Raw genomic sequence first — 14,487 nt, 5'->3', positions numbered from 1 at the left:
CAACCTATCATTTCTGCCCGCGCCGCCATTTTTCGAAAATTTCAGCTATTTCATCTGATAGCAGAATCTTGGAGAAGGCACGCTGCTCCTGGATTTCTTTTACTTTTTTTGTAATATCTCGCTGGATTTCCTCTGTTTCAATTTCCAGTTCCCGAGCCGAAATTCTTAATGCGCCTTTGCCAAAAATCACTCGCTGCTCGGTCATATCCGATGTGGCAACGTAAATTTGATCACGCCGGTTGCCCAAACTGTCTGCCAGCTTCTCGATTCGTTCGTCGGCCGTTTCACTTTCCCGGGTGAAAATCACTTCAATGTCGTGGCGCCGGTCTTTCGCTTCGATGCCGGGAACCAAATGGGCGTCAAAAATGATAATGACGCGCCATCCCTTATAGCTCTGGTATTCCGCCATCCGCTCGATCAGCCGATCCCGGGCATCCGCCAATTTGTCTTTTTTCAGTTTCTGCAGTTCCGGCCAATCCCCAATGATGTTATACCCATCCACCAGTAGAATGTCCATTGCCTCAACCCAGCGGATTGCGCTTTCTGTAAACTTCGTACATTAACAGGCTTGCAGCGACTGACGCATTCAGCGACGTGACATGCCCGACCATCGGCAGCTGATAAAGGAAGTCGCATTTCTCACGCAGCAAGCGGCTCATGCCTTTGCCTTCACTGCCGATGACGACAGCTAACGGCAATTTCGCATCCATCGTGCGGTAATCGGCCGATTCTTTTGCGTCTGTGCCGGCGATCCACAAACCACGCTTCTTCAATTCATCGACAGTCTGCGACAAATTATTGACGCGCACCACTGGCACGTGCTCAATTGCACCTGTCGAGGCTTTTGCAACAACCGCTGTCAACCCGACTGCCCGGCGCCTCGGAATAATCAACCCGTGGACACCGATCGCATCGGCTGTCCGCATGATGGACCCTAAATTATGCGGATCTTCCAGTTCATCAAGAATGAGAAAGAATGGATCTTCAGAGCGTTTTGCCGCCGCTTCGAACAAATCATCCAGCTCCGCGTAATTATACGCCGCAACTGCTGCCGCGATTCCTTGGTGGTTGGAATCCGTCAGGCTGTCGATCTTTTTCTTCGGCACGAATTGCACCAAGACTTTTTTCTCTTTAGCCAGTTCCAATATTTCCGTGATGCCTTTTTTCTGGACGCCTTCAGCGATCCAGATTTTATTGACATCGCGGTCGGCGCGCAGCGCTTCCAGTACAGGATTTTTGCCGCCTATGATTTCTGGCGTTAGTTCTTCGCTCATTTGACCACTCCTCTCAACTCTTCCACGATTTCGATGGCGTAGCGGATGACCTCGTCTGTCCGCTCTTGCCGTTCTTTCAAATAAAGCCAGCCCAAAACCGCTTCGAACGCGGTACTGAAATTATAGGTCTGGACATCGGTATTTTTCGGTACAGAGCCCGACTTGGCGTTGCGACCGCGCCGCATGACCGCCAATTCGTCTTCCGTCAAAAAACCTTCTTCCGTCAAACGTTTCAAGACCATCGCCTGGGCTTTCGCCGAGACGAACGTCGTCGCCTGGCGATGGAGCGTATTCGGTTTGACGCGCCCGGAGCGCAGCAAATGTTCGCGCACCGCCTGCTCGTAGACTGCGTCACCCATATAAGCAAGTGCCAGCCCGTTCAGCTGGTCGACATCCTGGTTCCGTAACACATTCATGCCGTTACCCCCGCTTCCAACGCGTGCCTTGCGCTGTATCTTCCAAAATAATGTTTTTCTCTTTGAACAAATCGCGGATTTCATCGGCACGGGCGAAATCACGATTCTTGCGTGCTTCGATCCGTTCCGCAAGCAAAGCTTCTACTTCTTCATCCAATAATTCTTCCTGTTGGTTGAACGGCAGCCCGAGAACGCCTGCCAATTCGTCGAACATCGCGATAAATGCCGATAGCACCTGCGTTGAAGTCTGCTTTTCCAACAAATACGTATTCGACAGCTTCGACAAATCAAAGAGCTTCGAAATGGCATTGGCCGTATTGAAATCGTCATCCATCGTTTCAATGAATTCCGTTTTGATGGCGTCCATTTTCGACAGCCAGATGTCCGAATGGTCCCCGAGGTCGGCGGACGCTTGCAAGCGATGCTTCAAATTGGCGTATGCCGTGCGCAGGCGGTCCAACGCCGCGATAGCATCTTCCACCAATTGCTGCGAGTAATTGATCGGATGGCGGTAATGCACGGACAGCATGAAGAAGCGCAGCACTTGTGCATCCAGCTCTTTCAAGATGTCATTGACCAACACGAAATTATTCAGTGATTTGGACATTTTTTCATTGTCGATATTAATATAGCCATTGTGCATCCAGTAGCGCGCAAATGGTTTGCCTGTCAGCGCTTCCGACTGCGCAATTTCGTTTTCGTGGTGCGGGAACGTCAAATCCTGTCCGCCGGCGTGGATGTCGATCGTGTCGCCGAGGTGCTCACGCGCCATTACCGAGCATTCAATATGCCAGCCCGGACGCCCTTTGCCCCACGGGCTTTCCCAAGAGATTTCGCCGGGTTTCGCCGTTTTCCACAGCACAAAATCCAACGCATCTTCTTTTTTGTCGCCCGTTTCAATGCGTGCGCCGATTTTCAGCTCGTCGACCGATTGATGCGACAATTTGCCGTAGCCTTCGAATTTGCGGGTGCGGTAGTAGACATCCCCCTGCGACTCATAGGCATAGCCTTTCTCAATCAGCACGTTGATGAAATCGACAATTTGCGGCATGTGCCCTGTTACCCGCGGATGGACATCCGCTTCGCCGCAGCCGAGCGCTTTCGTATCTTCAAAATACGCATTGATAAAACGCTCTGCCACTTCCGGCACTTCCACACCCAGTTCGTTGGCTGCCTTGATCAGCTTGTCGTCGACATCCGTGAAATTAGACACATACGTTACGTCATAGCCACGGTATTCCAAGTAGCGGCGCACCGTATCATAGACGATCACTGGGCGAGCGTTGCCGATGTGGATGTAATTATAGACGGTCGGCCCGCACACATACATCTTTACTTTTCCCGCTTCCAGCGGAATAAACGCCTCTTTTTGGCGTGACAATGAATTAAAAATTTGGATCGTCATTGGGGTTCCCCTGCTTTCTTTTGAGCATTTTTCAATTGGTCCACTTCACGCTGCAGCGCAGCGATTTTCATTTCCATGCTGTCGCATTTGTCCATGACCGGATCCGGCATGTTCTGGTGGTTCAAGTCTTGCTTCACTTTGACGCCATTTTGCATGACCACCTTGCCCGGAATTCCGACAACGGTCGAATTTGGCGGCACGTCTTTCAGCACAACCGAACCAGCTCCCACTTTCGAATTGGCGCCGATGACAATCGAACCAAGCACTTTCGCACCGGTCGCGACCAGCACACCGTCTTCCAATGTCGGATGGCGTTTTCCGCGCTCTTTGCCTGTACCGCCGAGCGTCACGCCTTGGTAAAGCGTCACGTCATCGCCGATGATGCACGTCTCGCCGATGACTACGCCCATGCCGTGGTCAATGAAGAACCGGCGGCCGATGACGGCGCCCGGGTGGATTTCGATACCCGTGAAAAAGCGGCTGATTTGGGAAATAGCCCGTGCGATGAAAAATAATTTATTCTTGAAAAAGAAATGGGCCAGCCGGTGCGACCAAATGGCATGGAGGCCGGCGTACGTCAAAATCACTTCCAAATAGCTGCGGGCGGCCGGATCTTGTTCGAAAATAACATCAATGTCTTCTTTCAATAACTTCCACATCTTCTTAACTCCTTTCGTAACCTTAGGCAAAATAAAAAGCGCCCCTGTCAAATTAATGACAGAGACGCATAGTTGCGCGGTTCCACTCTGATTAGAAGGGCTGTGCCTTCTCTCTCGAAGCCTTTAACGCAGGCGGTACGTCTGGTCTACTTGATTCGACTCAGCACTCAGAGAGGCATTTCGATGCCGCAGCGGCCCAGACCCCTTTCAGCCGGTGGAGGTCTTCTCTAAAGAGCGTGCGCACGTACTTCTTCTCGTCAACGTTTTGATAATAGTAGATTTATTGTACCTCTTTTTTAGCAGAAGTCAATTTACGCGCTCGCGAACTGCGCAACTCGGGCAATCGTTTTGTCTTTGCCCAGAAGCGAAATCGCATCCGGCAATTCCGGTCCGTGCATTTGGCCCGTTGTGACGATGCGGATCGGCATAAACAGGTTTTTCCCTTTGTGGCCGGTCGCTTTTTGAACCGCTTTGATTGCCCCTTTGATGTCAGCCGCTTCAAAGCTTTCGAGGTTTTCCAGCTGCTCTTTGAACGAAGCCATCACTTCTGGAACCTGCTCGCCAGCAAGCACCGCTTTTTCATCTTCTTCGAACGTCAGCTCATCCACAAAGAACACTTCCGTCAATTCCGTGATTTCAGCGCCATAGCTTAATTGCTCGTGGTACAAGGCGATCAGCTTTTCAGCCCATTCGGCTTGTTCCGGCGTCAACTCTGCAGGCAGCTTGCCCGCTTTTTGTAGATGCGGAAGCGCCAGCGCCACCACTTCTTCAAGCGGCATCTGCTTGATGTATTGGTTGTTCATCCACGTCAATTTTTGCTTATCGAACATCGACGCTGATTTGGACAGGCGGTTCACATCGAAAATACGGATCAATTCTTCTTTCGAGAAAATCTCTTCTTCCCCTTCTGGAGACCAGCCGAGAAGTGCGAAGAAATTGAACAGCGCTTCCGGAATAAATCCAAGGTCCTTATATTGGGAGATGAACTGAATGATCGATTCATCGCGTTTCGACAGTTTTTTACGGTCTTCATTAACAATCAATGTCATGTGGCCGTAAGTTGGATGGTCCCAACCAAATGCGTCGAAGATCATCATCTGCTTCGGCGTGTTCGACAAATGCTCTTCGCCGCGGAAGACGTGTGAAATCTTCATCAAATGATCATCTGCGACAACTGCGAAATTATACGTCGGAATGCCGTTCGTTTTCACAAGTACCCAGTCGCCGACGTCTTTTGACTCGAATGAGACCGGTCCGCGGACCAGATCTTCAAACTCATACGTTACGTCAGCCGGCACTTTCATGCGCAAAGTGAACGGCATACCCGCCGCTTCTTTTTCTGCGACTTGCTCAGCCGTCAAATTGCGGCAAGTACCGACGTATTGAGGCGCTGCAATTCCTGAAGCCTTTTGGGCTTCGCGTTCCGCTTCCAATTTTTCAGGGGTGCAGAAGCATTTATAAGCTGAGCCTTGCTCCAGCATTTCATCGGCGTATTTCTTGTAAGTGTCAAGACGCTCCATCTGGCGGTAAGGTCCGTATTCGCCGCCGATGTCAACGGACTCATCGTAGTCGATGCCAAGCCATTTCAAGTTGTCGAGCTGCGACGTTACGCCGGTTTCGATATTCCGTGCAATGTCGGTATCCTCGATCCGGACGATGAACTTGCCGTTATTGTGGCGTGCATATAAATAATTGAACAACGCTGTGCGGGCTCCGCCGATATGCAAATGGCCAGTCGGGCTCGGGGCGTAGCGTACGCGTACTTCTTGTGTCATGTATAGTTCCTCCTCATTTAAATAACAATATCCTTTTATTCTATCATTCCGGAACGTCCAGCGAAAGCGGACGCTGCACCAATAAAATCACAGCAAGCGCTGCAATGCCTTCTTCTCGTCCCGTAAAGCCAAGATGCTCTGAAGTCGTTGCTTTGACGTTAACCTGCGACACATCCGCTTCCAATAAGCGGGCAATCGACTCGCGCATTTGTTCAATATAGGGCGCCAATTTCGGTTTCTGTGCGATAACGGTGCAATCGACATTGCCCAGTTCGTAGCCTTGCTCTTTTACGTATTGCCAAATATGCGACAGCAATTTTTTGGAATCCGCGTCTTTGAATTCAGGATCCGTATCCGGGAAATGCTTGCCGATATCGCCTCCGCAAATCGCGCCAAGCGCCGCGTCCGTAATCGTGTGCAGCAGCACATCCGCATCTGAATGCCCAAGCAGCCCTTTATCATGCGGAATTTCAATGCCGCCTAAAATGAACGGCCGCCCTTCTGTTAATTGATGTACATCATAACCTTGTCCAATTCGAATCATGTCAATTCCTCCTGTGTCCGGCTTTCCAAAATGGCTTTGCCATAAATCAAGTCTTCCGGAGTCGTCATTTTTACATTTTCATACGTGCTTTCAACAATATGTACCGGATGGCCGATACGCTCGACAAGCATCGCTTCATCCGTACCGATAAAACCGGCTTCGTTTGCTGATTGCGCTGCCTTTAGCAGCAATTCATAAGTGAACGCTTGCGGCGTCTGGATCATCCATAGCTGATTGCGGTCAACGGTTTCCGTAATGATGCCGCCTGCCGCTTTTTTGATGGTGTCTTTCACCGGCACCGCAGCAATCGCCGCTCCTTTATGTGCCGCTTCTTCCACCAGACTAGCGATGACGCGGGACGCAATAAATGGACGCGCGGCGTCATGAACCAATACAACACCGCAAGGCGGAATCGCTTCAAGACAAGCTCTGACACTGTCTTGACGCTCCATTCCGCCTTGTGCATAGCCTTTTACTTTGGTGATGCCATACTTGGCAACATAGCTTTCAATCACGCCGCGCTCTTCTTCCTTAATCGCGAGCCAAATGGCGTCACATGCCGGATCGTTCTGAAACACTTCGAGTGTATAGACGAAAATCGGCTTGCCGAAAAGCTCCAGCAATAATTTGTTTTTATCTGCCTTCATCCGTTTCCCACTGCCGGCAGCAGGCAAGACCACTGTATAGTTCATATTGCGACATCCTTTATCCATTCATTGAGGCTTGGCGCCCCTCACGCGGTTTCGCGAAAATCATGCGGCCAGCTGACGTTTGCAGCACACTCGTTACCGTCACATTGATGGCCTGGCCGATATAGCCTTTGCCATCTTCAATGACAATCATCGTGCCGTCATCCAAATAAGCGACGCCTTGATTCTGTTCTTTGCCGTCTTTGATCACGACAACGTGCATATCTTCACCTGGAATGACTACCGGCTTCACGGCATTCGCCAAATCATTGATGTTCAGCACCGGCACATTATGCAATTCGCAGACTTTATTCAAATTGAAGTCGTTTGTCACCACTTGCCCACCCATTTTCTTCGCAGCGCGCATCAATTTCATATCGACTTCGGCAACTTCATCGTAATTTTCCTCGGTAATCACAATCGCCCCTTCGCGCTCCGCCTGGAGGCGTTTCAAAATATCCAAGCCGCGGCGTCCGCGCGTCCGTTTCAGCGTATCCGAAGAATCCGCGATATGCTGCAATTCCGACAACACGAAATGCGGTACGACGAACGTCCCTTCCATAAAGCCGGTTGCGGAAATGTCCGCAATCCGGCCATCGATGATAACGCTCGTATCAAGCAATTTATAAGACATATTTTTTACTGGCTCTTCAGGTTCCGCCTTTTTATGGTTTGTCATAATGCGCTGAGGCGTCAACATGCCGACCATTTCTTCACGCTTCTTAAATCCAACTTGAAACCCTAAATACCCGAGCACCACAGACAAAATAATCGGAGCTGCCGTAGCGACAATCGGAATATCAATCGTGTTCAAGGCGAACCCGATAAGAAAAGCCACCACCAATCCGATGATAAGCCCTACCGTACCGAATAATAAGTCCGGAGTCGGTGCATGGAGCAATTTCTCTTCCATCCACCTCACAAATTTAACAATCGAATCCGCAAACAATAATGACAATAAAAAGAATACAAGGGCGCCGATCAAAGCAAATACGATGGCATTATTAATCCACGGGCTGTCGGGAATGGGAATAAGTTCAAAGACATAAGGCAAAAATATGATTCCGACTGTAGCGCCAATCAGTAAAAATAAAATCTGGATAATTCTCTTTAACATGGACTCCACCTCCTTTTAAATAATTATACACGTTTTGTAATGGAAACGCTGTGTTCGGCATTGCAGTAAAGAAAAAGAGGGCAATTCGCCCTCTTACTGCTGTGGGAATATTTCTTTCAATGCATCGTTGACACTTTCAACGCCGACTACCCGGATTCCTTCCGGATAATCCCAGCCGCCCAGATTCGAAGCCGGGATGATGGCGCGTTTAAAGCCGAGCTTGGCAGCTTCCTGCACCCGCTGTTCAATGCGCGATACACGCCGCACTTCGCCGGTCAATCCGACTTCGCCGATGATGCAGTCATAGACGTTCGGGGCAATGTCTCGGTAGCTGGACACAATGCTCGCCAGCACGGCCAAATCGATGGCCGGTTCATCCAGTTTGACACCGCCAGCCACTTTGATATAAGCGTCCTGTGACTGCAGAAGCATACCGACCCGTTTCTCAAGGACCGCCATCAATAACGAAATCCGGTTTTGGTCGATGCCCGTTGCCATCCGTTTTGGATAATTGAAGCTCGACTGCGTCACCAGTGCCTGGATTTCAACCAGAATCGGCCGCGTCCCTTCCATCGATGCGACGACGGTTGAACCGGCCGCTCCGCTCGAGCGTTCCTGAAGGAAGAGTTCCGACGGGTTCAACACTTCCACTAGACCGCTTTGCAGCATTTCAAAAATCGCGATTTCATTTGTAGAACCGAAGCGGTTTTTAACGCTGCGCAAAATTCGATACGTATGGTGCCGCTCTCCTTCAAAATAAAGCACCGTATCAACCATATGCTCCAAAATACGCGGACCTGCAATCTGCCCTTCTTTTGTCACATGGCCGACCAGAAAAATCGCGATATTCTTGGTTTTGGCAATACGCATCAATTCGGCGGTACTTTCCCGCACTTGCGTGACACTGCCTGGTGCAGAGGTCACTTCTGGATGATAAACCGTCTGAATGGAATCGATAATGACAAAATCAGGGGCCACATCTTCGATGGTATGATGAATCAATTCCAAATTCGTTTCTGCATAGATGAATAATTCCGGCGAAGAAGCATCCAAGCGCTCTGCGCGCAGCTTCGTCTGGCGAATCGATTCTTCTCCGGAAATATACAATACCCGATTGCCGTTGTTCGCAAGCATTGCCGATACTTGAAGAAGCAGCGTCGATTTTCCGATGCCCGGATCGCCGCCGATGAGCACGAGCGAACCCGGCACGATCCCGCCGCCAAGCACACGGTTCATCTCGCCCATTTTTGTATCCACCCGTGGTTCATCCTGGGTTTCAATCGTGTTGATTGGCGTAGCTTTTTGAGGCACTGAAGCCGAATGCTGGAACGCGCCGCGCGTCCCTTTAGGCGCTGCCACTTCAACTTCTTCCACCATTTGGTTCCACTCACCGCAGCCTGGGCATTTGCCCATCCATTTAGCAGACTCATAGCCGCAAGACTGACAGATAAACTTCGACTTTTTCTTAGCCATGACTCTCTCCCTTTCCATATAAAAACCGCCCGCCAATGTCCGGCGAGCGGAATGATTATTCTTTTATTCTTTAATATCCGCTGTAGTGCGAATGACAAATTCGTCATTTTCTACATCAAATACGATATGCTGCCCCGCAATTGCCGTGCCTTTCAGCAATTCTTCAGACAAGCGGTCTTCAACGTGTTTTTGAAGAGATCGGCGAAGCGGGCGGGCACCATATTCCGGATCATACCCTTCCTTCGCGATTTTTTCAAGCGCAGCGTCTGTCAGCTCCAAATCGATGTGCTGTTCTTTCAAACGGTCAATCAACTGCTGAGACATCAAGTTGACAATCTTACGCAAATCTTCCCGTTCAAGAGAATGGAAGACGATCATGTCGTCAATACGGTTCAAGAATTCCGGACGGAACGCTTTCTTCAACTGGCCCAGCATTTTCGCTTTCATATCCTTGTAATCCGTTTTTCCGTCTTGCAAATTGAAACCGACGTATTTATTGTATTTCAATTCTTCTGCACCGACGTTGGACGTCATGATGATCACTGTGTTGCGGAAATCGACGCGGCGGCCTTTTGAATCAGTCAAGCGTCCATCTTCGAGAACTTGCAACAGAATGTTAAAGACATCTGGATGCGCTTTTTCAATTTCATCAAGCAGCACCACTGAATACGGTTTTCTGCGGACTTTCTCCGTCAGCTGGCCGCCTTCTTCATATCCAACATAGCCAGGAGGCGAACCGACAAGGCGTGAAGTCGAATGTCTCTCCATATACTCGGACATGTCAATGCGGATCATCGCTTCTTCATCACCGAACATCGCTTCTGCCAAAGCACGGGCAAGCTCCGTTTTACCGACACCCGTAGGCCCAAGGAAAATGAACGAACCAATCGGGCGTTTTGGATCTTTCAAACCTGCGCGCGCGCGACGAATCGCTTTGGAGATTGAAGTCACGGCTTCTTCTTGTCCGATTACACGATTATGCAAAAGATCTTCCAAATTCAATAATTTTTCCGATTCTGTTTGCGCCAATTTAGAAACCGGGACGCCTGTCCACATCGAGACAACCGCTGCAATGTCTTCAACTGTCACTTCAGATTCTTCTTTGCCTTGCTTTTCTTTCCATTCTTTCTTGGTCTTATCCAATTGATCTTTCAGTTTTTGCTCCGCATCGCGCAAAGAAGCAGCTTTTTCGAAAGCCTGGCTTTGGACAGCCGCGTTCTTTTCATTGCGGGCAGACTCCAAGCGATCTTCCAACTCTTTCAAATCAGGTGGAGTTGTATACGAACGAAGACGGACTTTAGAACCCGCTTCATCAATCAAGTCAATTGCTTTATCTGGCAGGAAACGATCCGAAATATACCGGTCGGACATAACCGCTGCCGCTTCAATTGCTTCATCTGTGATTTTCACACGGTGATGCGCTTCATAGCGATCGCGCAGGCCTTTAATGATTAGGATGGATTCTGCTACTGTTGGCTCATCCACTTGAATCGGCTGGAAGCGGCGCTCAAGCGCTGCATCTTTTTCGATGTATTTTCGGTACTCATCCAATGTAGTAGCACCGATGCACTGCAATTCTCCACGTGCCAATGACGGTTTTAGAATATTCGAAGCATCGATTGCCCCTTCCGCTCCGCCGGCACCAATCAATGTATGAAGTTCATCGATAAATAAGATAACATTGCCCGCTTGGCGGATTTCGTCCATCACTTTTTTCAAACGATCTTCAAATTCACCGCGGTATTTTGTACCGGCAACAACCGTCCCCATATCAAGCACCATCACACGTTTGTCGCGCAGTGTTTCCGGTATTTCATTATTGACGATCTGCTGTGCTAATCCTTCGGCGATTGCTGTTTTACCAACACCTGGTTCACCAATCAACACAGGATTATTTTTCGTGCGGCGGCTCAATACTTCAATGACGCGCGTAATTTCTTTGCTGCGCCCAATGACCGGATCCAAACTGCCTTCTCGCGCCACTTGAGTCAAGTCGCGTGCCAGGCCATCAAGAGTCGGTGTATTCGCTGAAGCATTCGGGCTGCTTCCTGTATTTGAAGCCTGTTCGTTGCTTCCTAATAGCTGAAGCACTTGCTGGCGAGCTTTGTTCAAGCTTACGCCTGCATTGCCAAGCACTCGGGCCGCAACTCCTTCTCCTTCGCGTATCAAGGCCAGCAGCAAATGCTCGGTTCCGATATAAGAATGGCCAAGCTTGCGTGATTCATCCACTGATAACTCGATGACTTTTTTCGCTCTCGGAGTATAATGGACAATCGGCCCTACATCTTTTTCACCGACACCGACAAGTTCTTTAATGCCTTCTTCGATCAGCTGTGTATTCACATCAATTGCTTCTAGAGCTTTAGCAGCTATACCGCCGCCCTCCCGAATTAATCCAAGCAAGATATGTTCGGTCCCAATCGATTCATGTTTCATGCGGATGGCTTCTTCTTGAGCTAGTTGAAGAACTTTTTGTGCGCGTTGTGTAAATCGATTAAACATCATGCAAAATCCTCTCCTTTGTTAGTTACACTATCCTTATTCAAACGCTCGCGGAATAATTTCGCGCGGGCAATATCTCTTTCAGTCGGCTGCAAAGGGCTGCCTGAATACTGCTGCAAAAATGCCGGCTGCATAAAAATCATCAATTCATTTAATATCGACATATCGATATCTTTAATTAATTTTAAATCGATTCCCAATCGGACATTCGATAAACAAGTCGCGGCTTCCTCGGTAGACAATAAGCGGGAATTAGCCAAGGTACCGAGAGATCGATAAACCCGGTCTTCCAAAGCTACGGGTGAATTATTCAAAATCGCCTCCCGTGCCCTGCGCTCTTGTTGAATGATTTGGTCGGTCATACTTTCCAAGTCTTGCAAAATTTCGTATTCTGACTTGCCAAGCGTCATTTGATTAGAAATCTGGTATACATTACCCAGCGCTTCGCTGCCTTCTCCGTAAATACCTCTCACAGCCATTCCTAAACGTGAGATTGCCGGAATGATTCGCGCGATCTGCTGTGACATTGTCAACGCTGGCAAATGCAGCATGACTGAAGCTCGCATTCCAGTACCTGTATTCGTCGGGCAACTGGTCAAATATCCATATTTTTCGTGAAATGCATAAGATAAATGCTGTTCCAATAGGTTATCCAGGTCATTCGCCACCTGATACGCTTCTTTTAAATGGAACCCTGCCCGCAGACTTTGAATACGCAAATGGTCTTCTTCATTTACCATTATGCTGAGCTCTTCATTTTCAGAAAGAAGAACCGCGCCAGAATGGCTTTCCTTTACTAGGTACGGGCTGATCAAATGCTTTTCAATCAACACTTCCCGCTGAAGAGGAAGAATTTCCTGAATATCAATATGGGTGAACTCCAAGTTCAATTTACGCCCTTGGTCTATCAGCACCGATGAAATCGCCTTATCTACTTTCAATGCTTCGTCTTCTGAAAACGAGTAAGGAAATTTAAAATCACTTAAGTTACGGGCTAGTCGTATTCGGGTACTCATTGCGATATCTGCATTTTCACTATCCGTTTCCATCCAACTGCTAGCTTTAGGCTGCAGAAAACGATCAATTTCCATCAGCCCCACCCCCTTCAAGTTGCAGAGTAAGAGCCCTTACCTCATCGCGCAGTTTGGCGGCTTCTTCAAAATCCTCACCGGCAATAGACACTTGCATCTGTTTTCGTAATTCTTCTATCTCTTTTTTTATCTTTAATGTACTGCCGTAAGCGGATGGTATTTTACCTTCGTGCCTGTAATTCCCATTATGGAGCCGCTTAAATATATTATCTAAATGATCTTCAAAAGCATCGTAGCAAGTAGCGCAACCGAATTTTCCAATCTCCATAAATTTAGAGAATGTGAATCCGCAATTCGGGCATACAGCCATTTCCTTTTTGACTGGGTTCACTGAAGCTTTTTGATTCGGGAACCAATTGGACAATAATTGATGAATGGCCATAGGATCCTGTTCAAACGTATAATTTATATTATGATTTTCTGCTGCGCAAACTGGACAAAGGTGGCGTTCGATTGTATTGCCATTCACCGTTTGTTTGACGATTACGGAAGCTGGCCTTTTCCCGCATTGTTCACAATACATTTGATCACCTCTCAAATACTTGACTGATATTTCAAAGTAAATAACATTGCAATGAGTATCCTTGCTCTTACTTCATCGCGAGTCGGCAACGGTAAAAGAAGTGTCGCGCGATCACTTGCACTCAAAATCAATTTTGCTTCCCTTTTGGAAATGATATCCTCGTTCAATAACCTAAAAACAATATCCTCTGCCATACTTTGAGAGGCACCTTGCTCCAAACGTTTAATAACATCGGAAAGAACATCGGATTTCGTATGAAGTGTAATGCGCTTTATGCGGATATACCCGCCACCGCCTCTTTTGCTCTCTACGAGATAGCCACGATCCGCTGTAAATCGAGTATTGATTACGTAATTTATTTGCGAAGGGACACATTGAAATCTTTCGGCGATTTCATTGCGTTTGATTTCAATATAGTCTCTTTCGCTTACTTCTATAACCCCTTTTAAATACCCTTCAATTATGTCCGAAATATTCCGCATCGCCATCACCTCTCAGGTATATAATTAGCCTTTAATTGACTTTGACTATATTTGACTTAATTATACACTAAGCTTTTTAAGGATTTCAAATTCTACGATTTGAATAATAGAATCAAAAAATGTCCCGAGACTAATTACCCCGAGACATCATAAGCTATTCTTTATCCATAATCCGTTTTATAAAATCCTTAGTGTGGCTAGAAATCGATTTTGTTTCTTCTTCACAGTATTTCGTTTTCCATTTGGTGCCTTCCCGCCACACTTCTACGACATCTCCTTTAGCCACATCGTGTGTAAAATTGGAGACTGGAAAAGTAAATTGATCATCTTGTTTATTTAAAGGAGTGAGCAATGCAGTTCTTTTGTCAATTGTTTCTACCTTATATAAACCTGGTTTCATGCATATCACCTCATTATCAGTTTTCCCAATGCGCAACGATGTTAATCATCAATGAAGCTACATTTTAATTTATTCAAATGAAAGATCTAATAGATTTTCATTTATAAGCTCTTAAGTTATCATTGGTCTGGATTTTT

The 14,487-nt window shown here is 47.8% G+C and carries 15 protein-coding genes and 1 other annotated feature; all 15 genes read right to left on the bottom strand.

Features of this window, described 5'->3' with window-relative positions:
- Positions 1 to 7: 7 nt before the first annotated feature.
- Positions 8 to 517, bottom strand: coding sequence for an NYN domain-containing protein (locus EGV91_RS02485; protein ID WP_135500605.1), 510 nt, complete (start codon positions 515 to 517; stop codon positions 8 to 10).
- A gap of 4 nt (positions 518 to 521) precedes the next feature.
- Positions 522 to 1,274 carry a 23S rRNA (guanosine(2251)-2'-O)-methyltransferase RlmB gene (gene rlmB / locus EGV91_RS02480; protein WP_135500604.1) on the bottom strand — a complete coding sequence of 251 codons (753 nt, stop codon included), beginning with the start codon at positions 1,272 to 1,274 and terminating at the stop codon, positions 522 to 524.
- Positions 1,271 to 1,690 carry a Mini-ribonuclease 3 gene (locus tag EGV91_RS02475; RefSeq protein WP_135500603.1) on the bottom strand — a complete coding sequence of 140 codons (420 nt, stop codon included), beginning with the start codon at positions 1,688 to 1,690 and terminating at the stop codon, positions 1,271 to 1,273. Before EGV91_RS02475 ends, rlmB begins: the two co-directional genes overlap by 4 nt.
- A 4-nt stretch (positions 1,691 to 1,694) precedes the next feature.
- On the bottom strand, positions 1,695 to 3,095 hold the full coding sequence (cysS, locus tag EGV91_RS02470) for a cysteine--tRNA ligase (protein WP_135500602.1): 1,401 nt from the start codon (positions 3,093 to 3,095) through the stop codon (positions 1,695 to 1,697).
- Positions 3,092 to 3,754: a serine O-acetyltransferase gene (gene cysE / locus EGV91_RS02465; protein ID WP_135500601.1), complete on the bottom strand. Its 663-nt coding sequence runs from the start codon at positions 3,752 to 3,754 to the stop codon at positions 3,092 to 3,094. The genes cysS and cysE overlap by 4 nt, the downstream gene beginning before the upstream one ends.
- Positions 3,755 to 3,811: 57 nt before the next feature.
- Positions 3,812 to 4,024, bottom strand: a binding site (T-box leader).
- A gap of 41 nt (positions 4,025 to 4,065) precedes the next feature.
- Positions 4,066 to 5,529, bottom strand: a complete 1,464-nt coding sequence (gene gltX / locus EGV91_RS02460) for a glutamate--tRNA ligase (RefSeq protein WP_135500600.1) — start codon at positions 5,527 to 5,529, stop codon at positions 4,066 to 4,068.
- Between the two features lie 43 nt (positions 5,530 to 5,572).
- Positions 5,573 to 6,073, bottom strand: coding sequence for a 2-C-methyl-D-erythritol 2,4-cyclodiphosphate synthase (ispF, locus tag EGV91_RS02455; RefSeq protein ID WP_135500599.1), 501 nt, complete (start codon positions 6,071 to 6,073; stop codon positions 5,573 to 5,575).
- A complete protein-coding gene (gene ispD, locus EGV91_RS02450; RefSeq protein WP_135500598.1) occupies positions 6,070 to 6,765 on the bottom strand; it encodes a 2-C-methyl-D-erythritol 4-phosphate cytidylyltransferase in 696 nt (231 codons plus the stop codon). The genes ispF and ispD overlap by 4 nt, the downstream gene beginning before the upstream one ends.
- Positions 6,766 to 6,778: 13 nt before the next feature.
- Positions 6,779 to 7,879 carry a PIN/TRAM domain-containing protein gene (locus EGV91_RS02445; RefSeq protein ID WP_135500597.1) on the bottom strand — a complete coding sequence of 367 codons (1,101 nt, stop codon included), beginning with the start codon at positions 7,877 to 7,879 and terminating at the stop codon, positions 6,779 to 6,781.
- A gap of 93 nt (positions 7,880 to 7,972) precedes the next feature.
- Positions 7,973 to 9,352, bottom strand: coding sequence for a DNA repair protein RadA (gene radA, locus EGV91_RS02440; RefSeq protein ID WP_135500596.1), 1,380 nt, complete (start codon positions 9,350 to 9,352; stop codon positions 7,973 to 7,975).
- Positions 9,353 to 9,415: 63 nt separating this feature from the next.
- A complete protein-coding gene (locus EGV91_RS02435) occupies positions 9,416 to 11,857 on the bottom strand; it encodes an ATP-dependent Clp protease ATP-binding subunit (protein WP_135500595.1) in 2,442 nt (813 codons plus the stop codon).
- Positions 11,854 to 12,945 carry a protein-arginine kinase McsB gene (locus EGV91_RS02430; RefSeq protein ID WP_135500594.1) on the bottom strand — a complete coding sequence of 364 codons (1,092 nt, stop codon included), beginning with the start codon at positions 12,943 to 12,945 and terminating at the stop codon, positions 11,854 to 11,856. The genes EGV91_RS02435 and EGV91_RS02430 overlap by 4 nt, the downstream gene beginning before the upstream one ends.
- Entirely contained in the window at positions 12,935 to 13,468 is a 534-nt protein-coding gene (locus EGV91_RS02425) for a UvrB/UvrC motif-containing protein (RefSeq protein WP_135500593.1), read from the bottom strand. The genes EGV91_RS02430 and EGV91_RS02425 overlap by 11 nt, the downstream gene beginning before the upstream one ends.
- Before the next feature lie 11 nt (positions 13,469 to 13,479).
- Complete coding sequence (locus EGV91_RS02420) at positions 13,480 to 13,950, bottom strand: CtsR family transcriptional regulator (protein ID WP_135500592.1); 471 nt, start codon at positions 13,948 to 13,950, stop codon at positions 13,480 to 13,482.
- A gap of 154 nt (positions 13,951 to 14,104) precedes the next feature.
- Positions 14,105 to 14,350: a hypothetical protein gene (locus EGV91_RS02415; protein ID WP_135500591.1), complete on the bottom strand. Its 246-nt coding sequence runs from the start codon at positions 14,348 to 14,350 to the stop codon at positions 14,105 to 14,107.
- Positions 14,351 to 14,487: the final 137 nt, after the last annotated feature.

It is taken from the genome of Planococcus koreensis (assembly GCF_004761975.1).
Lineage (GTDB): Bacteria > Bacillota > Bacilli > Bacillales_A > Planococcaceae > Planococcus > Planococcus koreensis.
The sequence above is the reverse complement of the archived record's forward strand: the minus strand, read 5'-3'. Positions and strand labels throughout refer to the sequence as shown.